21 protein-coding genes and 1 tRNA gene are annotated in these 21,260 nt (G+C 60.6%); 14 read left to right on the forward strand and 8 right to left on the reverse strand.

Going from position 1 to position 21,260, the window contains the following annotated elements; translation table 11 throughout:
* The first annotated feature begins 306 nt into the window (after positions 1-306).
* Positions 307-435 (forward strand): YgdI/YgdR family lipoprotein, encoded by a 129-nt coding sequence (locus AC6H34_RS25575; RefSeq protein WP_448147758.1) that lies wholly within the window; start codon positions 307-309, stop codon positions 433-435.
* A gap of 81 nt (positions 436-516) precedes the next feature.
* Here AC6H34_RS25575 and AC6H34_RS25580 read toward each other — a convergent pair whose 3' ends face one another.
* On the reverse strand, positions 517-1,011 hold the full coding sequence (locus tag AC6H34_RS25580) for a low affinity iron permease family protein (protein ID WP_448147759.1): 495 nt from the start codon (positions 1,009-1,011) through the stop codon (positions 517-519).
* Positions 1,012-1,489: 478 nt separating this feature from the next.
* On the opposite strand from AC6H34_RS25580, the gene AC6H34_RS25585 reads away from it, so the two are divergent.
* The 9 genes from AC6H34_RS25585 (at position 1,490) to AC6H34_RS25625 (ending at position 10,554) form a co-directional block, all read left to right on the forward strand.
* Positions 1,490-1,696 (forward strand): ribbon-helix-helix domain-containing protein, encoded by a 207-nt coding sequence (locus tag AC6H34_RS25585; RefSeq protein ID WP_448147760.1) that lies wholly within the window; start codon positions 1,490-1,492, stop codon positions 1,694-1,696.
* 702 nt (positions 1,697-2,398) lie between these two features.
* A complete protein-coding gene (locus AC6H34_RS25590) occupies positions 2,399-2,743 on the forward strand; it encodes a hypothetical protein (protein WP_497540649.1) in 345 nt (114 codons plus the stop codon).
* Between the two features lie 325 nt (positions 2,744-3,068).
* Positions 3,069-3,827 (forward strand): porin, encoded by a 759-nt coding sequence (locus AC6H34_RS25595; protein WP_497540650.1) that lies wholly within the window; start codon positions 3,069-3,071, stop codon positions 3,825-3,827.
* 502 nt (positions 3,828-4,329) lie between these two features.
* On the forward strand, positions 4,330-5,556 hold the full coding sequence (locus AC6H34_RS25600; RefSeq protein ID WP_497540651.1) for a tyrosine-type recombinase/integrase: 1,227 nt from the start codon (positions 4,330-4,332) through the stop codon (positions 5,554-5,556).
* Positions 5,557-5,895: 339 nt separating this feature from the next.
* Positions 5,896-6,336, forward strand: coding sequence for a hypothetical protein (locus tag AC6H34_RS25605; protein WP_497540652.1), 441 nt, complete (start codon positions 5,896-5,898; stop codon positions 6,334-6,336).
* A 154-nt stretch (positions 6,337-6,490) separates the two neighbouring features.
* Positions 6,491-6,736, forward strand: coding sequence for an excisionase family DNA-binding protein (locus AC6H34_RS25610; protein ID WP_497540653.1), 246 nt, complete (start codon positions 6,491-6,493; stop codon positions 6,734-6,736).
* 1 nt (position 6,737) lies between these two features.
* Positions 6,738-7,283, forward strand: coding sequence for a hypothetical protein (locus tag AC6H34_RS25615; protein ID WP_497540654.1), 546 nt, complete (start codon positions 6,738-6,740; stop codon positions 7,281-7,283).
* 65 nt (positions 7,284-7,348) lie between these two features.
* A complete protein-coding gene (locus AC6H34_RS25620; RefSeq protein ID WP_497540655.1) occupies positions 7,349-9,727 on the forward strand; it encodes an AAA family ATPase in 2,379 nt (792 codons plus the stop codon).
* 464 nt (positions 9,728-10,191) lie between these two features.
* Positions 10,192-10,554, forward strand: a complete 363-nt coding sequence (locus AC6H34_RS25625) for a hypothetical protein (protein ID WP_497540656.1) — start codon at positions 10,192-10,194, stop codon at positions 10,552-10,554.
* Between the two features lie 591 nt (positions 10,555-11,145).
* Here AC6H34_RS25625 and AC6H34_RS25630 read toward each other — a convergent pair.
* Positions 11,146-11,484, reverse strand: coding sequence for a hypothetical protein (locus AC6H34_RS25630; RefSeq protein WP_497540657.1), 339 nt, complete (start codon positions 11,482-11,484; stop codon positions 11,146-11,148).
* 224 nt (positions 11,485-11,708) lie between these two features.
* On the opposite strand from AC6H34_RS25630, the gene AC6H34_RS25635 reads away from it, so the two are divergent.
* Positions 11,709-12,833, forward strand: coding sequence for a hypothetical protein (locus AC6H34_RS25635; protein WP_497540658.1), 1,125 nt, complete (start codon positions 11,709-11,711; stop codon positions 12,831-12,833).
* Positions 12,834-12,902: 69 nt separating this feature from the next.
* On the opposite strand, the gene AC6H34_RS25640 is transcribed toward AC6H34_RS25635, so the two are convergent.
* On the reverse strand, positions 12,903-13,685 hold the full coding sequence (locus tag AC6H34_RS25640; RefSeq protein ID WP_497540659.1) for a hypothetical protein: 783 nt from the start codon (positions 13,683-13,685) through the stop codon (positions 12,903-12,905).
* A gap of 200 nt (positions 13,686-13,885) precedes the next feature.
* Here AC6H34_RS25640 and AC6H34_RS25645 point away from each other — a divergent pair, with 200 nt between their 5' ends.
* On the forward strand, positions 13,886-14,410 hold the full coding sequence (locus AC6H34_RS25645) for a hypothetical protein (protein ID WP_497540660.1): 525 nt from the start codon (positions 13,886-13,888) through the stop codon (positions 14,408-14,410).
* A gap of 556 nt (positions 14,411-14,966) precedes the next feature.
* Here the strand turns inward: AC6H34_RS25645 and AC6H34_RS25650 are convergent.
* Positions 14,967-15,057 (reverse strand) — tRNA-Ser (locus tag AC6H34_RS25650).
* Positions 15,058-15,215: 158 nt separating this feature from the next.
* On the opposite strand from AC6H34_RS25650, the gene mazG reads away from it, so the two are divergent.
* Both mazG and AC6H34_RS25660 read left to right on the forward strand, forming a co-directional pair.
* The gene (mazG, locus tag AC6H34_RS25655; protein ID WP_497540661.1) at positions 15,216-16,055 is read left to right on the forward strand and encodes a nucleoside triphosphate pyrophosphohydrolase; all 840 of its coding nucleotides are present in this window, start codon (positions 15,216-15,218) and stop codon (positions 16,053-16,055) included.
* A 381-nt stretch (positions 16,056-16,436) separates the two neighbouring features.
* Positions 16,437-16,685, forward strand: coding sequence for a YMGG-like glycine zipper-containing protein (locus tag AC6H34_RS25660; RefSeq protein ID WP_448147764.1), 249 nt, complete (start codon positions 16,437-16,439; stop codon positions 16,683-16,685).
* Positions 16,686-16,709: 24 nt separating this feature from the next.
* Here the strand turns inward: AC6H34_RS25660 and hflX are convergent, their stop codons facing one another.
* The 4 genes from hflX to AC6H34_RS25680 all read right to left on the reverse strand — a co-directional run bounded on the left by hflX (position 16,710) and on the right by AC6H34_RS25680 (position 21,151).
* The gene (gene hflX / locus AC6H34_RS25665; protein ID WP_497540662.1) at positions 16,710-18,104 is read right to left on the reverse strand and encodes a GTPase HflX; all 1,395 of its coding nucleotides are present in this window, start codon (positions 18,102-18,104) and stop codon (positions 16,710-16,712) included.
* Between the two features lie 50 nt (positions 18,105-18,154).
* Positions 18,155-18,412 (reverse strand): RNA chaperone Hfq, encoded by a 258-nt coding sequence (gene hfq / locus AC6H34_RS25670; RefSeq protein ID WP_068290859.1) that lies wholly within the window; start codon positions 18,410-18,412, stop codon positions 18,155-18,157.
* Positions 18,413-18,635: 223 nt separating this feature from the next.
* Positions 18,636-19,496 carry a D-amino-acid transaminase gene (locus tag AC6H34_RS25675; RefSeq protein ID WP_497540663.1) on the reverse strand — a complete coding sequence of 287 codons (861 nt, stop codon included), beginning with the start codon at positions 19,494-19,496 and terminating at the stop codon, positions 18,636-18,638.
* Between the two features lie 101 nt (positions 19,497-19,597).
* Positions 19,598-21,151 (reverse strand): CYTH and CHAD domain-containing protein, encoded by a 1,554-nt coding sequence (locus tag AC6H34_RS25680; protein WP_497540664.1) that lies wholly within the window; start codon positions 21,149-21,151, stop codon positions 19,598-19,600.
* Between the last annotated feature and the right edge of the window lie 109 nt (positions 21,152-21,260).

Consider the following 21,260-nt stretch of genomic DNA (forward strand, 5'->3'; position numbering starts at 1 on the left):
ACACACTGCATAGTCTCCCTGGTGGTGACGCCCGGCGCTCGATCCGGCCTGCGCCAGCGAATTATAGTTGGTACCATGCTTTGACTGTTCCGCGCGTGACAAGGGCGTTAATCGCTCGCGCGACGGCATCGGGGACCCCGATATGGTACCTTCGGGCAATTGCCTCACGAGGAACCTCATTGCAAGAGAGATTTGCGGCGAGAAAGCATTTACGCCTTGGCAGCATTATGCGAAGGAAACATGTGCCCTCGATGGCGGTTCGGTGTTAAATTTGCATTCCTGCCGCCTGTAGAATTGGAAGCGACAATGAAAGTCCTCAAGATCCTTACCGCCGTCTTCATCCTGACAGGCCTGGCAGCCTGCGCAAGCGACTACGGTCAGGCAGACCACACGCCGGCTTATGTCGTACAGCCGAATTCCCCGTTCCCGCGCTGAGCAGGAAGGATCGAACGGACCGTTCACGGCACGGGCGAGCGCCGTGTTGTGCGTCGTGCATGAGCCGGAATGCGGCAACGCTTAGGCGGGAGTCCCATCATGATCGGTGGGCTCCTTTTTATATGTAGTCCCTCCCGAGACCCGGCCTGTCCTTGATGATGACCTCTTTTCGGCAGATGCTGCGGGCTCGCCGCTGCCGGACGCCAGCCGCGCCTTGCCGGCCTTCTCCGCCGCCGCCGCGCATATATCCCTGAACTTCTGGACTTCTTCCTCGCTCAGATGCTCTATCCCGACGAAGCTGTCCTGCGCGGCGCTGGTCAGCAGGAGTTCGTCAAGCTTTGCGTGCAGGGCCGCGGTGTCGCGGTTCTGAGTATTCTGGATGAGAAAGACCATCAGGAATGTCACGATGGTCGTGCCGGTGTTGATGAGGAGCTGCCAGGTATCGGAAAAGCCGAAGATTGGTCCTGAAATCGCCCATACGACCACGATCGTGCAGCAGACCATGAAGGCCGCAGGATGCCCCATCTTCCGGGAGACCCTGTCGGCGACTTTCTCGAACATCTCGCCCAGTTTCATGATGAGGCCCTCCGCCATGGGGTTAGCGAGGACCTCGCCCCTCCCCCTCTCGCAACTGGCCGCATAACGCGCGAGACCCATAGCCGGTTCAGGCCGAACCGACGAACTTGCCGCAAACGCCTGTTCGCGTCGGGCGGCGCGAGACGGCCCGGCGCCGTGGTTGGGGGACGGCGCCGGGCCTTCCCTGGCCGAAGGCGGAGACTTGGGGGGACGCCATCAACCAGGGTCTGCCCGCGGAGGCAGGCTGATCGTACCTTCGTACCGCCTGGCAGCAATCCGTCTAAATTGCCGGAGACCGGTTTCCACACCCGCATTCGGGATATTGACCGGATGCGAACTGGCATCATTCTTGCTTGAAATAAACAAGGGGATTAAAAGTGCGTCGAGCGAGGATCTGTCATCTGTTCTTCGCTGGCGTGCATCAAAGGGTAACCTCAGCCAGTGCGTGTGCTGGGGCGGATCATGCGGAGAACGAGACATGGCGAGCAAACTCCGGCACGAGAGAGTTTGGCTCAACGGACAAGAGACCGGCCTCACTCTGGAGCGGAGCTTTTGGTCCGCGCTGGAGCAGATAGCAAAGCGTAGGCGCAGAAGCGTGGAATGCCTGCTTCATGAGATCGAGGAAACCCAGCCTCGACGTGCCCTGCGAACCGCCGTGATAGAGTTCGTGCTGTCGAACGCCTGATGAGACGCCGCCTCACAGAATCGGCCCAGGCGTTACAAAATTCACGGATTTCAGAAGCCTGTAATAATCCGAAAGCTTCCGCAGATTATTGATATCTTAAATTTCTCTTATGATTTGATTTCCCTAACGAAATTTCTCGACATAGGCGCATGGCCGAATAGTATGGAAGTACGCTAGCGCAAAGCGACATGGGATTTGGGCACGTCTTTTACCAAGTGCCGCTGCCATATCGGCAGCGACCAGTGTAGATTTTGGGCTTTGAAGACCTGTCGCTCCACTTTTGGTACCTATACTTCATAGTTGGTACCTATACTTCATAGAGAGGGAAGAACTGAAAGGCTCTTCCCTTTTTCGTGTGACGTTGAAAAGATCGCGCTTGCGCGTGAAACCTACCAGGTAGACGAACTCTCCTTCGAGATCGTGCTTTTTCTTCCGCCCTGAGCATCAGCTCGAACCTGGCTGTGCGAGATCCACGTTCGCCGCGGCGCGACGGCTGTGGAAGTCGTCGTACCCGGATTTGGCCGCCAAGCGCTTCTAAGACCGTCGGCATCCCTATTTGCCTCTGGCCAGCAAATAACGCTGGCAATGAGAGATCGGACGGCCGTTCGAGGGCAAATTTCGATGGACATCGAGGCACCGCGGCTTCCAACTAGGTGTGTCGCTATCTTGCTCAATGCGAATCTGGTCGAAATACGAGGCCACATGACGCAGTTCAGGAAGTTTCTATATGCTTTGACACTCGTGGCTGGAATGATCTCCTTCCTGATGTGCTGGTTCGCATTTTCCCATCTGCGATCCTCATGCACCACTCTCGTGGTAAAGGCAGAACAGGAAATCCAGAAATCAAATCAAGAACTTAGCACTATCCGCGCCGATGATGAATTAGCGATCTGCCAGGTCTACCGGCGACGTGTCGATGTTCTGAAGGAGGCGGCACCGGTGATGCAGCAATGCGGGACTGCTCAATTGAACACCGAAGCAGATCGGTCTGCACGGGTGACGGAGCTCCGGTTCTACGAAGGCCTCGTCGCCGAAAGGTGCTTGTGAACCGTGCCTGCTTCTTGGCCAAATGCTCCCCAATGACTAACTTGAAGACGTCGCCCTGCCCTGCCCTGCCGTGCTTTGGCTGCAAGAAGGTTGGGAAATTTGGGGCGTCCAGGCATGGCCGAGGCGAGATCCGCGCGGGCCACTGTTGTCGACATGTTGATGGAGAGTACCATGAGGCACATTCTTCTACTGGGAATTGCAATCGTCCTCGCTGGATGCGCCCAGTTTCAACGGCAAACGCCGGATCACCTGCAGCCACCGCCCGGCTTGTCTGCCCCAGCCGCCCGCTAGAGAGGGGGCGCAAAGCAGCAATCCCTCCCATCAAGTGCGCTACACGATCGAAGACGGCCGCGACCACCGCGTGAACAATCCCTACGGGACGGCATATACGTCCGTCATCATCGGGGGCGCGGAAGACGTGACCATCGGCTCATTGCAGGGTGGCCAGCAGGTTCCCGATATCGTGGCACAACTGCGCTACGACCAGGACTGGGGTGCGCTCGCCGTTCAGGGCGCCCTGCACCAGAATCGCACGGGCTCGACCTGGACGGTCTCGCCCGGCGGCGATACCCAGGACATTCCCTTGGCCAGCTACAACAAATGGGGCTACGCGATCGGCGCCACTGCGCTGATCAAGCTGCCCTTCGTCGATGGCGGGCACTTCATCGTCGAAGGCCAATATGCCAATGGCGCCACCGAATATCTCGGTGCCAACAACACATTCTTCGGCACGGCCCCGGCGGACCTCTATCTGTCGAGCCTCTTCGGCAGCGGAAGCTATGACACCGGCAAGGGTTGGTCGATCGTGGCCGAACTTGGCGGCAACATCACGCCCGTCCTGAATGCCAATCTCGTCGGCAGCTACATCGGCATGAAATCCGATAACTGGCTCGGTTTCGTTGACTACCAGATCAAGGAATACACGATCGCCGGCAACCTGACCTACACAATCACCAAGGGCCTGACGGCTGCTGCCGAGGTTGCCTATACGCATGGCGAATGGGATTACAGCGCGCCAGGGGCGAAATATAGCCCGAGCGCCAGCGCCTGGCAGGGTGGTATTCGCCTGAAGCGGACCTTCTGATCCCTGGCGATACGGCTATGTTGCGAGAAGCCCGGCGAAAGTCGGGCTTTCTTTTTGATTTCATCCGTCTGCGATCTTGTTAGTTTCGCTTTCAGACGAAATCGTCACGAATTGAAAATTATCCGTGAGTTCTGCATGTTAGGCTGGATAAGCGCTTCGATTCGAATGCACTTTGCTTCAGTTGGGTCTCATCAAAATCGGACCATCGCCCAGTTGGACGCCGACGGACCGAAGACGCGATGACCCTCGGCAAGGTACGAGGTTGCAACCTATGTCCTAGGCACAATCCGTCACGCACTGATCCAGATCGGGCATTTGAGAAATGGCGGAGACGCAGTCCGTAGAAAATCAGACCACCGCAGTCCGCAACAGTCTCTTACATACCATATATGGTATTGATATAGCACGATAATCTTCGATGTCGTCCACTGCCGTCCTCTTGTATTCACCATAAGCCGCTACCATATTGGTGGATAGGTTGATGGGTAGGCCGGAGCGGACGATGCCAAAGCAGATAAAGTCACTCACGTCGAAGGAGGTCGAAGCACTGGTTCGCCCGGGCCTTCATGCCGTAAGCGGCGGGCTGTACTTGCAGGTCAGTAAGCCGCATGAGAGCAAGCCGGTCGGGGCGCGGTCATGGGTTTTTCGCTACTCATTCGCTGGGCGCAGGCGTGAGTTGGGGCTGGGCTCATACCCCAAGGTCAAGCTGGCAGAGGCCCGCGAGTTGGTCACCGCCCACCGCGCCGCGTTGCAGAACGGGGTTGACCCGATAGAGGCGAAGCGCGCTGCCGAGCCCGTGCCTGTGCCTACCTTTGCGGAGGCTGCCGACGACTACATCAAGGCGCATGAGGCTGGTTGGCGGAACGCCAAGCACGTGGCGCAGTGGCGCATGACGCTGGGCGATGCCTATTGCAAGAAACTGCAGAGTAAGCGGGTTGACGTGATCGCGACCGGCGACGTGCTGGAGGTGCTCAAGCCGGTTTGGCTCAAGCGCCCCGAGACGGCGAGCCGGGTACGGGGCCGGATTGAGGCTGTGCTGGACGCCGCCAAGGCGCAGGGGCATCGCTCGGGCGAGAACCCCGCCGCGTGGCGAGGCAACCTACAGCATCTATTACCCGCCCGGAAAAAGCTGGCACGTGGCCATCACCCCGCAATGCCGTACAAGGACGTGGCTGACTTCGTGAAGCGCCTGCGGGAACGTGAGGGCGTCACTCCGCTCGCCTTGGAGTTCACTATTCTGACGGCGGCACGTTCAGGTGAGGTGCTTGGGGCGACATGGAGCGAGATCGACCTACAGGCGAGGATCTGGACAGTTCCCGCAGAGCGCATGAAAGCGAAGCGCGAACACCGCGTGCCCTTGTCTGGCGCTGTGCTGGCCGTGCTCGAAAGGGCCAAGGCCATCAGGCAGAGCGACGATGGATACGTGTTCCCCGGCGCTCGCAAGGGCCGACCCATGAGCGACATGACGTTGACGATGATGCTGCGCGGGATGGAGGCAGGATGCGTCACGCATGGCTTCCGGTCGAGCTTCAAGGACTGGGCCAGCGAGTGCACGCCCTTCCCCAATCAGGTCAGCGAGGCCGCTCTCGCCCACGCCGTCGCTGACAAGGTCGAGGCTGCTTACCGTCGCGGCGATCTTTTTGAGAAACGCCGCAAGCTGATGGATGCGTGGGCTTTGTACGTCGAGCCCCGTGCCGAGTCGAATGTCAGCCAGCTCAAGCGGGCGTGAGTTTACCTGAATGGTAAGTGGGCAGGAGTGATGGGCATGAGTGGGGGTAGGGCACCCCGGGTGCGCGTCATACGCGGCGTACCAGCATCAAAGGGAAAACCGGGACCGCACCCCAAGGACAAGCCGGGGCCGCACCCCAAGGACAAGCCGGGGCCGCACCCAAAGGGGAAGCCGGGGCCGCACCCAAAGGGGAAGCCGGGCCGGCACAAGCTCCATTTCTTAGACGATGGGGACCGCTGGATCGCTGCCCACGCCCATGCGGTCGTCCTCCAAGCCGAGCGGCGAGGCGCCATCATCGACCCTACTAACGCGATCCAAATTGTGGTGGTGGCGGAGTTGATGGAGGCCGATGGTGTGCAAACATTCGCGCCGCCAGTGCAACCGCAGTGGAACGGTCGTCGCTACCTGCCAGCGGATCGTTTCCCCGATGGTGCCAACGAGCTTTGGGTTGTGCCGGCCGATGCGACATACCGGAACACGCCCAAGGCGTATAAGGACAGCATTGTGGACCGGGTGCAGCGGAAATACTCACGCTTGAAAAAGGCGAACGGAGCCGAATGGCGCTGGATAGAAACCGCCGCCCAAGCTCGCATGGTGCTAGGGGACGCGATGATGCTAGAGCATGGGGCCAAGCTGGATGCCATTGTGGGGACGGAAGTAGCTGACCGGGCTCGGGATGGGATGATGCGCGACAAGGACCGCGCCCTCCAGCTCGCGAAGGAATACGCCGAGAAGCTTGCTGCGATCGAGCGGGCCATGGGGCGAGAACCCCAATGGTGATCATAGGGGTATCTATCTGGTAAGCTGTTCGTAATACTACGTAATATGTCTTTTAATTATCCCGTAATTAATCCCGGTGGCGAGCGGCAGAAGCTCGCGCAATGCTTGCCTCCAAGTCCTCGCAATACCGCGAGGTTCCACTGGAGGTTATGGAATGACCGATCCGATTATGCTGCCCCCTGCCGAAGCCGCCAAGGCGCTTGGCATCGGGCGTAGCCTGCTCTTTGAACTGCTCGCCGCTGACCAGATCAAGGCTGTGCGCCTCGGTCGCCGTGTCCTCATCCCCCGTGCCGAGTTGGAAGCGTTTGCTGCCAGCCTGCCGAAGCGCAGCTCCGGACCTGCCAAGCCGGGGCGCGTGACCCGCGAAACGGTGAAGGCCCATGTTGGGGAGGCCGCGTAAGATGGCCCCCGAATACACTACCACGCCCCGTCTTTGGGCGCAGGAGCGCCTGTTGGTTGAGGAGGTAGGTCAAAATTTCCTTGTCGCCTTCCGCGAGGGAGATCCCCAGCGCCGCAGCCTGCTTGTCAGGCAATTGGAAGCGTTCGCCCTTGGCCTATGGGCCGAGCGGAGTTCCAGAACACTAGCCCAGAAATGCGTCCGTCAGACCTCGAACATGACCCAGATGGGGATCATCGAGCCCCTTCAGGGAGACAGTTCCGAACTGGTGCACAGCGCTCCGGCGCGCGGCGAGTTCCGCCGCCTGATTGGGGGTGCGGCCAGCCTCAGCGACCGAGTGCTGCTCGGTGGTCTCGATCGGGCGCTCAGCGTCCTCAAGTTAGGCAAGTTCGATCCGAAGCGTGGGCCGGACGCGTTCGACTGGGAATCGGTTGACGCCACCATTGGCCATTTTCGGCAGAAACGCGAGGACTGGATCGCGATGAAGGGCGGCATTCCCGTGCCGCCCGAAAACGAAACAGGCCCCGGCAGACGCGCCGGAGCCCGTTGATTGAGAAGTCCCGGTGCCGCCGACCGGGGACGCCTAAAACCCTCGACAGTTTCAGGTAATTCAGCATGAACAACCCACATAATATTCCTGCGCCCGGCGACGCGCAAACCGTTGCGAACTTCCGTCAGGCCATGCTCACCAACGGTTATCAGCCCGTGCGCGTGCACACCGGTGCCAAGAACCCCGTAGCTAACAAGTGGACGCAGGGTGAGCGCACCGCTGCGCTCCTCAACGTCACGCCTGAGGCTATGAACACGGGCATGCTCACTGCGGGGCTGCGTGCCATCGATATTGATGTAGACGACGAAGCGACTGTCGAGAGCATATTCAAGCTCGCGACCCAGCTCCTTGGCAGTAACCCGCCCATCCGCTTCCGGGCCAACAGCGCCCGCATCACTTTGCTCTACCGCGCGGCTGAGGGGGAGCCCGACAAGCGATCTGTCTCGGGCTCGAATGACAAGGTCGAGATCATGGGCGCAGGTCAGCAGATTGTCGTTGATGGCACCCACCCTACCGGTGCAGAGTTGCAATGGCTGAATGGTCGCTCCCCAGCGACCGTGCGCAGGGATGACCTGTTAGCGATCACCGAAAAGCAGGTTGAGGATTTCCTCGCTGCCTGCGAGCCCCACGTCGGTGCGATCCCGGGCAATGTGGTGCCCTTCCACCCTCAGTCCCCGGCTGCCTGTGTAAGCGCCCTGCCCCGGCGTGCCCCCATCGTCGGTGGGGATGACGAGTTAAGCGCTGGTATCAGCGATGGACCCTTTGACGAGCTTACCCCCGCTGGTAAGTCAGCGGCGGTGAACGACTGGCTGGGCAAGCTGGATAACACAGTTACCGACCTTCCCTACGATAAGTGGCGCAATGTGATCTGGGCCTGCTGCGATGCCGAGATGCAGGGCTGCGCCGATGCCCGCGACCTCGCGCTTGGATGGAGTCGGAAAGGAGCAGGCTGGACGAAGGCTGGTGGGCGTGGCCTGTCCGAGGAGGCTGCATTCAATGCCGTGTGGCGTTCGTTCAGGCCCGGGAAGATCGCAGTTGGCACACTGGTTGAGGTGGCGAATCAGGCAGCCAGCGCGGCGGGCAATCCCGGGTATGATCCTTGGGCAGTGGGGCGTACTGCGGACGCGGCGGCTCAGACGGGCACCAGTCCGACATCGGCTGGCCATGCGGCCCCGACCCCCATCATACCCATTTCGCAGCTGTTTGGATCGGATGTCAGCCCGGCGCCGGCCAACCCCGTAGGCATCTTCAAGGTTGACGACCTGCCCCAGGTATCCCGCCATCGTGCGTGGATACATGGCATGGATTGCGCTCGGGGTTACGTTACGCTGCTGGTAGCGCCGGGTGGACGCGGCAAGTCCACGTTGCTGCTGACCATGGCCATGGCCATCGCGTCGGGCCGCAACCTGCTCAACTCCCACATTTTCGGCACCGGCTTGAAGGCGCTTTTCATCAGTGCAGAGGATGGCAGGGAAGAAGTAGCGCGACGCGTCCACGCCGCGATGACGCGCCACGGCCTCAGTGCGGCTGATCTGGTCGGGCTGCACCTTGTCGGCGCGGAGAGATGCGGCACCGCACTGCTCACCTCCGTAAAGGGACAGGCCATACTCAATGAGCCCGGCTGGCAATGGCTTGAGGGGGCTATCGGACAAGCTCACCCTGATGTGGTGTTCCTCGATCCGCTCGTAACCCTGATGGGGGGCGTTTCGGTCAACGACAACGCGGCGGCTGGCCTTCTCATGGGGCGGCTCGCCAAGATCGCCGCCGCAAAGAGTATCTCCATCGTAATCGCCCACCATGCCCGCAAGGGCGCGGACCCGGCGTCAGCTGAGGCTGCGATGGGCGCTGCGTCTCTGGTCAACCTTGCCCGCATCGCGTTGTCGATTGAGGTGCTGGGGGAGGATGAGGCGCGGACGATTGGCATCATGCCATCGGATGCGTGGGCCTACTTCCGCGTTGTCTCAACCAAGGCGAACCTGTCCCCTGCCAACAAGGAAAAGCGCTGGTTTCATCTGGGTAGCGTGGAACTGCCCAACGCCGAACCGCCCATCTACATGAACGGTGATAGCGTTGCGGTCATCGAAACGTTTACCCCGGTGGTAACAGGTGGCGCTTTCACCCAAGCAATTCTTGACGCTGCCTATGGCGTGATTGCGAGCGCCAACCCACCCTTCGCGGCAAGTCCGCGTGGTGCCGCTCCGCGCGCTGCCGACGCTATCGCCACTGCCATCGCCCCACTGCGTGGAGGGCAACCCTCGCCGGCTGACGGCGATGCCGTGCTGAGAGAGTTGATGCGGATCGGCAAGGTTGTGCAAGGCGAGGCCAAGGTGCCACGTCAAGACGGGGGTGGCACGTATGGGCGCAAGGCGCTCATCGCACGCGCCCCGGAGAGCGCGCAAGGCGTGAGTGGTGGGGATGAGGGGGGTGGGAAATGCGTGACGTAGAACCATGCCAACGCCACTCATTTCTGCCAATTCGAGAGATTTTGGCAATCATTCCCGGGGGCGACGCAATACCATATATGGTATTAAAAAGTACATGCCGTAACGACATCGCAATTTCCGCAACTTCTCGCAATTGCGCAATGGTGCGCGCTCATACCCTAACCCTAAGAAGTGCTGCCGCTTTAGCGCAGCAACTTCTTTTAGGGTATATGGGGGGAAGTTGCTGCGGGGATGATGTTGCGGTCGAGAAGCCCACCGTACAGGCACTTGCGCGGGGTCGGGCCTGTTTTAGCCCCCTCAAACCCACTTCTCCGCCCCCCTCAATCGCAGGAGATATTGCGGGAGAAGTTGCGGGTCGCCTCACCCCGTCACTGTACCAGATATGGTGTTCCCTGATGAGCCCCACTCTGTTGCATCCTCGCCTCAATAGTTAGTCAGTTAGCAAACCATCGGATCACACCATCATGTCGTACCTCGCCAAACTTCAAGCCTCCAAACCCACCACCACCGCGCCCCGCCCGGACGATCCCCCCGAGTGGCTCGCCCAGATCGCGGACGTGCGCGGCTACCCTTGCAAGGATGGCATGGAGCGGCTCGCGCATCGCGCCCTCACGCTATCTCTCGACGCGCCGGCCAAACGCGGCAGGGAGTTCAACCGGCTGCTGTCGGATGCGATGCGGGCGCATGGCTGGAAGCCCGCCTACTTCACCGGGGCAGTGCATCGGGCAACGGGGTGCAGGCGTGGATGGGAGCGCCTCCTGCCAAGTGCGCCGGCAGACCCACCCGAGGCTGATGTGGACGTGGGCAGTGGAGGCCTCGCCGCCTAGTTCCGCCGTCCGGCCCCCGAGGTCTTTATCGCATGAACATCGTCACTGACCATGTCGCCAACGCGCTCCTGGTCTTAGGTCTGGTTGGCGTCGCTGGTCCTCGGCAGCTTATATCGAATTGCAAAGTCCGGCCCGTCGCTCAAACGATCCGAAATGATCTCATCCCCCTTGCGCCATTCCTGACGCATGACACCACAGCAATTCGGCATTCGAGGCATTGGCTGGGGGTAACCTCCGACGACCTGATGAAGGTTTCGCGCGGTGACGTCTACGAAGGACTCGCCTCGCGCAACTGCTCTCATGATTTCCGTCCGAAGGGCATTGCGAAAATCTGTTGCCGTCGGCATAGCCTTCTCCATGGTCATCGCTGGGCGCATAAGGCTTTGTCTGGGTTTGGACAGGCTAGTCAAGGAGCCAGATTCCGAACTGAGGCCACACTTTCGCGCCAAGGCATATCCAGTTTGATGGAACATGCTGCCGAAGGGCCTGCGGAGTCCGCTGGCGGGCAAGTCACCTTGACGAGCCTCCCCCACACCTACTACAGCGAGACGAGTCCCACGGGCCTCCGCAGGCCATTTCCGAGGCCATCCCTCAATCAAACATCGGCCCCCTCCGCCCGAACCTCATCCCGAACGTCCGGCACTTCGGACAGAGCGCCGCGCCATCCGTCATCGTCAGGTCACCCCATGGCGCCACCGAACTGCCCGAGTGCATGAGCGGGCCTTCAACATAGAGCACCACGTTTGTGCCGTTGCACATGAGGCAGGTCAGCGGACTCGCCTTGGTGTTGGTGCCCGTCACTGCCTGACAGTCCCCGCATAGCACCGGCCATCCCGCCATGATGTCATGCCCCCGCATTCCCGCTCCGATGACCGCTCGCTCGCGATAGCCACAGGTGCAGCGCGCCTCGACCACGGTTCCCATACTCAAGCTCCTTCCGATGGGGGCACCCGGCATCACGCCGCCCCTACCTATAGGCATTTGTGTGAGCGTCTGGGCGACAGGTGCGAACCGCCGCGATGCCGGTGCAGGAGTTACCCACGCTGGTAAAATGCCAATATCCGTGTACACCTCATGCACGCAGTCACGTCAATTCGCGTGCCTCTTGCCAATATGATAGTTTATGTCCAGCGCGAACCTCTGGACGGAAGAACATGTCATTCGGAACAGAAATAAAAGACTTCATCAATGCCTTCCAGACAGGCATGAATATGAGCCAGCAATCCCAACGGATCGATCTTGAGCGCCAGAAACTCAAGGCACAAACGGATTATCTTGCTGCCCGTCAGGCCTACAATGACCGCAAAGCGGCTCAGGGCGCTCAGACCACCGTGGACCCCGCCACCCAGGCCGGGCTGGATGCCGAGCGCGAATTCCGGCAGCGCACCGGCAGCACCGGCAGCTCGGGGCAAGCGTCCGCCACCTCATCCGGTCCCGGCGAGAGCAATGTCTTGCTCGACGCTGTGGCGCTGGGCGAGAGCGGCAGTGGCCAGAACTACGACAAGGTGTTCGCGGACGGGAAATTCGGCGTGGGGGGTAAGCCCGTCTCGCAGATGACCATCAATCAGGCCATCGACTTGGCTGACCGCATCCGCCGCAACCCGGCCAACGTGAAGTATGACGGCACGCCCACCAATGCCGGGCCGGTCGGTCGCTACCAGTTCGTCGCCTCGACGCTGCGCGGCCTGCGCGACCAGATGGGCCTGACGGGTAACGAGCTGTTCTCGCCTTCCATGCAGGACCGGCTGGCATGGCAGAACCTTAAGAACACCAACGGCAACCCCGAATTGATCCGCAAGCAGTGGGTGAGCTGGGCGGGCAAGTCGGATGCCGAGATCAAGCGCCTCTGGGATGAGGGGTTCGACCAGCACCGGCAGTATGTCGAGAACGCGGACAGCACGGGCAACACAGTCGCCTCCGCCCCGGTCACCTCCACGGACCTGCCTTCTGCCGGGCAGCCCCAGTCCGCGCCAGCGCCGACCAGCGATGCCGGGAGAGAGGTGGACCCCAGCGGACGAGCCATGCCGCTGTCCATGTCGTCGGCACCGACCATCGACCCGCCAAAAACCGCAGCCACTGCACCACGCCTGCCCACGGGGGATGCTATCGACTATTCATCCCCCACCCGATACACCACCGCGATCCCGGTGCCCACGCCTGTGCAGCAAGACGCGTCGGACGGCGGAGATGAGGGGCCACAGTTTGCTCAGGCTCTCCCAAAGCAGGCCATACCGCTCGCGTCGGGGTGGAGCGACCCGCTGGACGGCGCGTGGGCGTGAGGGGGAATAGTGGCACCCGTCGCACCGCACCGCTCGGCCCATAGTTGCCGAGCACTCGAATTGGTTCGCTCATACGTTCTGCCGGGCGAGTTCATTTAACATTTCCCGGCCAAACTCATCTATCGTCAGGCAGTCTTGCAGAAGCTGAAAGTGAAAAACGGCTATTGGTGCTTTTTCTGTCTCCGAATGCGTCATCCACGGTCGCCAGACCCCAAGTGCCCATTGCTGCGCCTGTAGCTTTTCATACGTTCCCAGATCGACGTTGCGCAGAGCGTTTGCTGATTCCCTCTCAAGCCTATTGTATTTATCCTCCCTTTCGGGCGGGACAATGAACGGCGGGATATATAAGGGGATGCGATGGGACAGGCTATCCCGAAAACCTTTTAGGTGCTTGTCGATCCAGATCTGCCGGCTATTGAGATAGTCGATAAACTCCTTGGAGAAGGTCCGCCTCACTTCCTGACATTTAGGCCCCAAGCCGACCCTCAGAGGGCTAAGTTGCGTACCATCCGCATTGACTACAGGCTTCTCGCACACCCACAGCCATGCCAGATTGTCAAGACAACCGAAGGCATTCAGTACAAAGGACTGGATAGCGATTGTGGCGTCAAGGACAGCCTCCCGCTTGGGGATGTCCTCAAGCTCCGGAGGTAGGGCGTTGAACACAATGTCCACTGCTCGGACCATGTCGCCCAGACGGCGAGAGAAGCCCCGACAGGCGAATTCTCGACCCCGCTCAGACCTATAGTTTCGCACAATGAAGCGCTCACGTAGCCCCGCAAAATTGCGGTGCATCTCCGCGCGGCCTGTATGAAGCTCTTCAAGCTTGCCTTTGTCGAAAAACGCAGTCATTCCGTGAGACCCTGTTATCGTTCCCAACATAGCCCAGCCTGATAGAGGACAGGACAATCTGACGTTCCGGACCCGGTGGATTGGGGGTGGATTAGACGATAGTGTCGCGTCGCCACGGTGGGATGGCCGTTCCCTGCGGAATATCTTTGCGGTATTTGAAGCTCGGCATTGATCTTGGGCAAGGAGCTGCGAGTGTCCCCATGCGGAATACATTCCTCAATCGCCTGATGGTTGTCTGGCTCGTCGTAATCTTCGCGCAGGCCTACTATGTGAGCGAGGGGCTCGGCAGGCATATCCTGAATGCCATCCTCCTAGCTCCTGCCTCAGTTGGTGCGGTGCTAGCCATCTCTCTTCTGGTAGGCTTTTTGTTCTACAGTAAGAGGTGGGTATATTACATATATCGTAACCTTGCGTCTCTTGTTGGAATAATTGCGGCTGCGGGGTTTGTCGGTGAGTTCTTGAAAAGGGAGAACGATGCCAACTTCGCCTACTCAGGCCTCGACTTCTCGCAATGGCCGACGATTGACCTCGGCGTTGTCCTCGCGGGGCAAATGACAATCGCGCTTCTGCTTTTGCTTGGCTCATTTATTTCTATATGGGCGAGCGCAAAACCTTCGACCTCGCTAGCGGCACCAAAGAGCGGTGGGACAGATGCATCCGAAGCCACGCCAGTTGGCCAGTCGGACATAGGGTTTAAAGTTCGACCTCTGCCCGACGATCTCTAGATAGGGCCTGTGGGGCCCCCTCACGGGGCCCAAAGCGAAAATTACCCCCAGAATTTTTTGGAAAAGGGATTTTTCTAACCCAGAAATTTTTGGATCGGACTTTTTTCAGGCCATGTAATTCGCGGTGGGGTAAAGGAGGGTGGCCACCACCCCCGGGCCTTGGGCATCATACCCCGGGGGCATGGGGGTGTCCCGATACCAAATCGAAAGTAAGTGGCCCGCCGAGTCCGCTGGCAGGCTTGAAAGCGTAACGGCTACTTGGGTAGCCGGCGCTACCGCCGAGCCCAGTCACGCCCCGCGCCTGAGTCGCCCTTGGGCCGGATGCCCCCGCCGCCATCACATCACGGCAGGCTGAAAGTGCGTTCCGAGGAGAAAATGGGGACACGGGAAAAATCCGCCGTGCCATGGTGTCGGTCTGGTCCCCCGCTCATGCCCGGCGTGTTGGCGGGTTGGTCCACTAGCCTACCCCCTCAAGCGCTGCCTGCCCCACGTTGGTGGGTTTTTTGGTGGGTATGAAGGGGGTTATCGGAAAAACGCTAATGAAATCAAGGGGCATTGGCGGAGACGCAGGGATTCGAACCCTGGATACCCTTGTGGGGTATGCTCATTTAGCAAACGAGTGCCTTCAGCCTCTCGGCCACGTCTCCGTTACGACCCGGATAGACAATCCCGTTCCCGCAATCAAGGCAAAATCGCAATTTCCCCCAATGCAGAGATGATCGAGCCTCCTGAAACGGCCGTTCGACACTCCACGACAGGAAGGAATCGCGGCGCTTTTGCGCTATGACGCCACGAGGAGATCGTCATGGACAACAAAGCCCCTTCTGCCCCCCTTACGCCAAGCCGCGACCTCCAGCGTCTCCTCGACATCATGGCGGCGCTGCGCACGCCTGGTACGGGATGTCCCTGGGATCTGGAGCAGGACTTTGCCAGCATCGCGCCCTATACGGTCGAGGAGGCTTACGAAGTTGCCGATGCCATCCAGCGCGGCGACATGGCCGATCTCAACGATGAACTCGGGGACCTTCTCCTGCAGGTCGTCTTCCATGCCCGCATGGCGGAGGAGCAAGGCTTGTTCGATTTCGGCGACGTCGTAAGGGCGATCACCGAAAAACTGATTCGCCGCCATCCCCATGTCTTTGGAGAAGCCCGCAACCTGCCGCCCACGGAGGTGAAGAAGCTCTGGGCCGAGATCAAATCCGCGGAGAAGGCCGAGCGCGCCAAGCGCCATCCGCCCCAGGAAAGGGTGAGCGTCCTGGAAGGTATTCCCGCGGCGATGCCCGCCCTCACCCGCGCCGTAAAGCTGCAGGAAAAAGCCGGCAGGGTCGGCTTCGACTGGAATGACATCCGCACGGTTCTCGCCAAAGTGCGGGAGGAAGCCGACGAGATCGAAGCGGCACTGGACTCCGAGGCGAGCGAGGCGGAAATCAGCGCCGAAATCGGCGATCTGCTTTTTGCTGTCGCCAACGTCGCCCGCCATGCCCACGCGGATCCGGAGGCCGTGCTTCGCGGCGCGAATGCCAAGTTCGAAAGACGCTTCCATTTCATCGAGGAGCGCCTCGCAGAACGAGGCACCGGGCCGGCCGATTCCACGCTGGAGGCAATGGACGCATTGTGGAACGAAGCCAAACGACGAGGCCTTTGATCACATGCGTCGTCGAACTGGCTGAAATGCCTGCATCTTCCTGTATCGCGCGCCGCGGTCATCCGCCCATATGGCTCGTCACCCTCTCCTTCTTCATTGAAGGGCATGTCAGAAGACCGCCGCCATCGCTCGCGTTAACTATAATCCAAACATGAATTCCAACAGCAGAATCAGGCAATACGAGAAGAATAAAACTGCACAATACGTTCCTAACGGCCAAATAATACCTGAATGCAAGTTCATTCTACAGCGCCGTCTTACCATATTAACTTCTACGGCGAAAGCGTGAAGGACGAAGCCTTTCTTCTGACTCATTCAATGCCGAAAGTTAATTTTCAGTAAATGAGCCATTCAAGTTGCGTAGCGTAAGGATGCTCAGGAATGAAAAGAGTGTTTAGCTTCGTCCTGATCTGTGGTCTCGGCGCGAGCGCCGCGTCCTGCAGCAATAGTCCGGGAGGCCGCGCCTTCAACGGCGCCCTCATCGGCGGCACCAGCGGTGCGATCGTCGGCAGCCTCGTCTCTCGTCAACCCACGGCAGGGGCAGTCGTGGGCGGCGCCATAGGGGCCGCAACCGGCGCTGTCATCGGCGTGGTGACCACGCCGAGTTCTCCATCACCCAGTTGGTTCTGAGCGCCTCGCCCCTGGCGCCATTCGTCACCCGTGGCGACGAATGTCGTCGGCATCGCCCATGTCGACGACGGTCAGGCCGAAGCGCCGGCGCACCAGGTCGGCTCGTTCGGGAGCGACGCGAACTGTCACTCTGGTCACCCCCTCCTCGTCGGATTCGCGCGCCATCACATCGGCGTTGGCGTAGAGCCAGGCGAGGCCGGCTCCATCGGAGGGCGGGATGTCGATCGTGAATGTCAGCCGGCCGGCCGCAACTGCAGCCTCTATGCGCTCCAGCAGGGCGTCGATGCCTTCGCCGCTGACGGCGGAGACAACGACAGGTCGATTCGAGCCGCTGCGGCGCGTGGCATTGAGCAGGGCATCGCGCGCCGGAGCATCGAGCAGGTCGACCTTGTTCCAGACCTCGATGATGGCGCGCTCCGCCGTTTCGTCGACACCGAGGCTTTCGAGGATGCCGCGCACATCGGAGGCCTGGGCCTCGGTGTCGCCATGGGAAATATCCCGCACGTGCAGGACGACGTCGGCTTCCAGCACCTCTTCGAGCGTTGCCCGGAAGGCGGCCACCAGCATCGTCGGCAACTCGGAGATGAAGCCTACCGTATCCGACAGAATGGCCTTTGTGCCGTGCGGCAACTTGAGCGCACGCAGAGTGGGATCCAGCGTGGCGAACAGCATGTCCTCGGCCATCACCTCCGCCCGGGTGAGCCGGTTGAACAGGGTGGACTTGCCCGCATTGGTATAGCCGACGAGGGCGACGATCGGATAAGGCACCTTGCGGCGGCTGACGCGATGCAGGGCGCGGGTGCGCTTCACCTGCTCCAGTTCGCGCTCGAGCTTGACGATTCGGTCCTGGAGCAGGCGCCGATCCGACTCGATCTGGGTTTCGCCGGGACCGCCGAGGAAGCCGCCTCCGCCGCGCTGCCGCTCGAGATGGGTCCAGGACCGCACCAGGCGCCCCTTCTGGTAGTTCAGATGGGCAAGCTCGACCTGCAGCGTGCCTTCCCTGGTCCGGGCGCGACGGCCGAAGATCTCCAGAATCAAGCCGGTGCGGTCGATCACCTTCGCGCCCCAGGCCTTCTCCAGATTACGCTGCTGTACGGGCGAGAGCGCGCAGTCCATTAGCACGAGCGTCACCTGCTCGGTTTCCACGATCGCTTTGATCTCGTCGACCTTGCCCTTGCCGATATAGGTCGAGGGGCGAATCTCGGCGAGAGTCACCACGGCCGAACCAACGACATTGAGGTCGATGGCAGCGGCGAGGCCTACCGCCTCCTCGAGCTTGGCCGCCGGCGAACGCACGAGTTCGCTTTCAGCGCGGCGCGCAAGCACCGGCGCCACGACGTAGGTGCGTGTGCCCGAGGCGACTTCCAGCTCATGCGCATCGATACGATGCGCCGGATCCTTGAAGAATTCTGGTGTCAAACGTCAGCTTTCGGGCGGGACCACTCCCGCCGCCGGTGTTACGGCAAGAATCAGAGCTTATCCGCTCCCTCGATCTCGCCACCTTCGAAGAGTTGGACGGGATGGCCCGGCATGATGGTCGAAATTGCGTGCTTGTAGACCAGCTGAGAATGACCATCGCGCCGCAAAAGCACGCAAAAATTGTCAAACCAGGTCACAACACCTTGCAACTTAACGCCATTCACCAGGAAGATCGTGAGCGGGATCTTGTTCTTGCGGACATTGTTGAGGAAGGTGTCCTGTAGATTTTGGGTTCGCTCCGCCGCCATAATACCCCCGAAACTCCTTAGACCGCGGTTAGCCCGCGGATATTCGCAAACAAGCACGGCAAAGCCGACATGCTTGCCTTCATGCAATCAACCCACATAGTCGACGTGGATGCTGCGTCGCGCAAGCAAAAGTTTGCGGTTCGTACGCGGCATGCCGCCTTCTGTATCGTTTAAGGAACATAACAACGGCGTGATTGCGGCAAAAAACGCAATCGAGGGCAACTTATGCCGAATGTTCTGCCACGCTATGGAAATGAGCCCGCAGCTTCGTGGCAAAGGCGCCGGGCCTGCCGTCCCCCAGCACGACATCGTCGATCTTGACCACGGGCGTGATCAGCGCTGTGGCGGCCGTGATGAAGGCCTCCTTCGCCGCCTTGGCCTCGGCCACGGTGAAGGGGCGTTCCGAGACGATGATATTGTCCCGCCGGGCGAGGTCGATCAGCGTGGTGCGTGTGACGCCGCGCAGAATTCCCGTTTCGGCCGGACGCGTGATCAGCGTGTTTTCCTTGGTGACGATCCAGGCGTTGCTGGCGGCTCCCTCGGTCACATAGCCCTCCTCGTCGAAGAACCAGGCTTCCTTCGCACCCTGCAACTTCGCCTTCTGGCGGGCCAGCGCATTGGGCAACAAGCCCGTCGACTTGATGTCGACGCGCTCCCACCGATTGTCGGGTACGGTGATGACGGAAATACCGGCCGCGGCCCCCGCTTCCACCTTGGTCCTATCGACCGAACGAGCGATGACGACGAGGGTGGGTGGCGTATCCGCGGCAGGAAAGACGAAGTCGCGCTTGGCGGCGCCACGCGTGACCTGGAAATAGACAAGTCCGTTGCGCACGCGATTGCGCCGGACGGTCTCGCGGAGGATGACCTTGAGGGCGCCCTCCTCCACCGGCATGCGGATGCCGAGTTCCGACAGCGACCGCTTCAGTCGGACCAGATGCCGGGTCTCGTCGATGATATCGCCGTTGAAGATCTCGCAGACCTCATAGACGCCATCGGCGAACTGGAAGCCACGATCCTCCACATGGACGCATGCATCGCGAAGCGGCGTATAGAGTCCATTGACATAGGCGATGCGGCTCATCGGAATTCCAGCTCAGGCAATAGGAAGGGCGTGGGGAGTTTGCAAGAACCGGTTTGCCGCAGATTTACGCGCCTGACAACCTGAAGGATCGTCTCACCCGCCTATTGTTGCCAGAATGGCGCCCCCTCCCTGAAGCGCTTCCAGACCTTGTGCAGCTTGGCGGAGGCAACCTGCTTGTCCCTGGCCTGCCAGCCGGTGATCAGTCCGGCGCCTCTGTGAACTGCCGGACTGGCGGAGCTTTCCGTCAGTTCGAGAAGCAGGCCGCCCGTGGTGGCGACATCGTTGGCAAGGCCCAGGCTTTCCTGCAACTCGGCCAGGCGAACGAGATAGCGCTGCGCCTCCTCCTTGGCGCCGAAGACACTGCGGAAGAACTCCACGCCATAGCGCAGCTTCTTCAACTTGAGGCGCAGTTCGTGCTGGGCTTCGGGCTGCAGGCGGCTGAAGTGGGCACCGCCCTTGAGAGCACGTCGGTGGAGCCGCTCCAGGGCCTGCCGGGCGAAGCTGTCCGCCGTCTCGGCAAGGATGCCCAACGAGGCGCTGGCAATATCGTTGCGCCAGGCGCGGCGCTCGATCGTGCGCCCAAGCGTGAGCAGAAACCGATTGTAACGCGGGCCGGCGAAGACTTCCCGCAGATGGCTGTAATTGCTGCTTCGCCTGGGTTGGATACTCTCCCGCAAGGCGGCGAAAGCCTGATGATCGGGGCACTGCGCCTCGATGCCGGCGATGGTATCGACATCCAGCACATCCCAGTTGCGCACGGAACCGAGCGTCGAGGCCAGCCATTTCGCCTCGTTCGCCACGAGGGCAAGCGCCGGAGAACCGATCTGGCGCTGCAGGATGGAAATCGCGGTGCGCATGCGGCGAAGGGCGACCCTCATCTGGTGCACTCCCTCCGGCGTCCGGCCCGCCTCTACCACTGCCTGGTTGGCGACCATGTGCTGGCAGCAATCGCCGAGCAGCTTGACCACGATCTCGTCGACATTGTCCTGCGCGTCGATCACGGCCTTGGATGCGCGAACCCCCTCTCCCGGCGGCTCATAGGCCAGATGATAGCCCCGGTCGGCCTTGGCAAGCGTCCCGACGCGCAGGGGCGCCGAATCGAGCAGCGCCAGGGCCACATCGTAGAGCGTAGCCGCATCTCCGGCCTTCAGTTCGAGCTCGATCTCGTTGATGGGTTCGCGGCGATCGCCGGCAACTATGCCGCCATTGTCATAAGCAAGCTCGAGATTCGCCGCCGGCAGGTCCAGCGCCTGGATGCGACGGCGGAATTTGGTGACGAACACCGTTTCGAGCACCGCATCGGTGATGCCCTCCAGGCCGATCTCCCGCGCCTCGGGCGGCAGGCTCTCCAGATCCGGCGCCAGGCCCGCCACGGGAACTTCCCACTCGTGGCGCACAAGCGGATTTGCGCCATCCACGGGCCGCTTGAGGGTCTGGATGAAGGTCTTCCCGCTCTTGCGAACCCGGAGCGCTATCTTGTTGCGATAAAGTTGACGATCCGGGGTATCGAAATAAGCGCTTTCGAAATTGCGAAAAATGCCCCGATTGCGAGCGTGCTGGGCAATGATCGGAACATTCGATAGGGCGTCCAGCCCACCTTCGGGTACAAGAAGCTTCAGCTCGATTTCGCGATTTGCCGCGGGAGGTGGCAGCAACGCCCCCGTGGCCGGTGCACCCAAATCATTTTTACTGCCTGTTTCCACAATTTTACTCCACGCCACTCCACCTTACGGCGGAGGAATCTCCCGAGTGACACTTTGATGA

The organism is Labrys sp. ALF-8, from assembly GCF_059699065.1.

Excerpts from the sequence above, each read along its gene's own strand:
- AC6H34_RS25575 (WP_448147758.1), top strand. The coding sequence starts at position 307 with ATGAAAGTCCTCAAGATCCTTACCGCCGTCTTCATCCTGACAGGCCTG.
- AC6H34_RS25580 (WP_448147759.1), bottom strand. The coding sequence starts at position 1,011 with ATGAAACTGGGCGAGATGTTCGAGAAAGTCGCCGACAGGGTCTCCCGG.
- AC6H34_RS25585 (WP_448147760.1), top strand. The coding sequence starts at position 1,490 with ATGGCGAGCAAACTCCGGCACGAGAGAGTTTGGCTCAACGGACAAGAG.
- AC6H34_RS25590 (WP_497540649.1), top strand. The coding sequence starts at position 2,399 with ATGACGCAGTTCAGGAAGTTTCTATATGCTTTGACACTCGTGGCTGGA.
- AC6H34_RS25600 (WP_497540651.1), top strand. The coding sequence starts at position 4,330 with ATGCCAAAGCAGATAAAGTCACTCACGTCGAAGGAGGTCGAAGCACTG.
- AC6H34_RS25605 (WP_497540652.1), top strand. The coding sequence starts at position 5,896 with ATGGAGGCCGATGGTGTGCAAACATTCGCGCCGCCAGTGCAACCGCAG.
- AC6H34_RS25610 (WP_497540653.1), top strand. The coding sequence starts at position 6,491 with ATGACCGATCCGATTATGCTGCCCCCTGCCGAAGCCGCCAAGGCGCTT.
- AC6H34_RS25615 (WP_497540654.1), top strand. The coding sequence starts at position 6,738 with ATGGCCCCCGAATACACTACCACGCCCCGTCTTTGGGCGCAGGAGCGC.
- AC6H34_RS25620 (WP_497540655.1), top strand. The coding sequence starts at position 7,349 with ATGAACAACCCACATAATATTCCTGCGCCCGGCGACGCGCAAACCGTT.
- AC6H34_RS25625 (WP_497540656.1), top strand. The coding sequence starts at position 10,192 with ATGTCGTACCTCGCCAAACTTCAAGCCTCCAAACCCACCACCACCGCG.
- AC6H34_RS25635 (WP_497540658.1), top strand. The coding sequence starts at position 11,709 with ATGTCATTCGGAACAGAAATAAAAGACTTCATCAATGCCTTCCAGACA.
- AC6H34_RS25640 (WP_497540659.1), bottom strand. The coding sequence starts at position 13,685 with ATGACTGCGTTTTTCGACAAAGGCAAGCTTGAAGAGCTTCATACAGGC.
- AC6H34_RS25645 (WP_497540660.1), top strand. The coding sequence starts at position 13,886 with ATGCGGAATACATTCCTCAATCGCCTGATGGTTGTCTGGCTCGTCGTA.
- mazG (WP_497540661.1), top strand. The coding sequence starts at position 15,216 with ATGGACAACAAAGCCCCTTCTGCCCCCCTTACGCCAAGCCGCGACCTC.
- AC6H34_RS25660 (WP_448147764.1), top strand. The coding sequence starts at position 16,437 with ATGAAAAGAGTGTTTAGCTTCGTCCTGATCTGTGGTCTCGGCGCGAGC.
- hfq (WP_068290859.1), bottom strand. The coding sequence starts at position 18,412 with ATGGCGGCGGAGCGAACCCAAAATCTACAGGACACCTTCCTCAACAAT.
- AC6H34_RS25675 (WP_497540663.1), bottom strand. The coding sequence starts at position 19,496 with ATGAGCCGCATCGCCTATGTCAATGGACTCTATACGCCGCTTCGCGAT.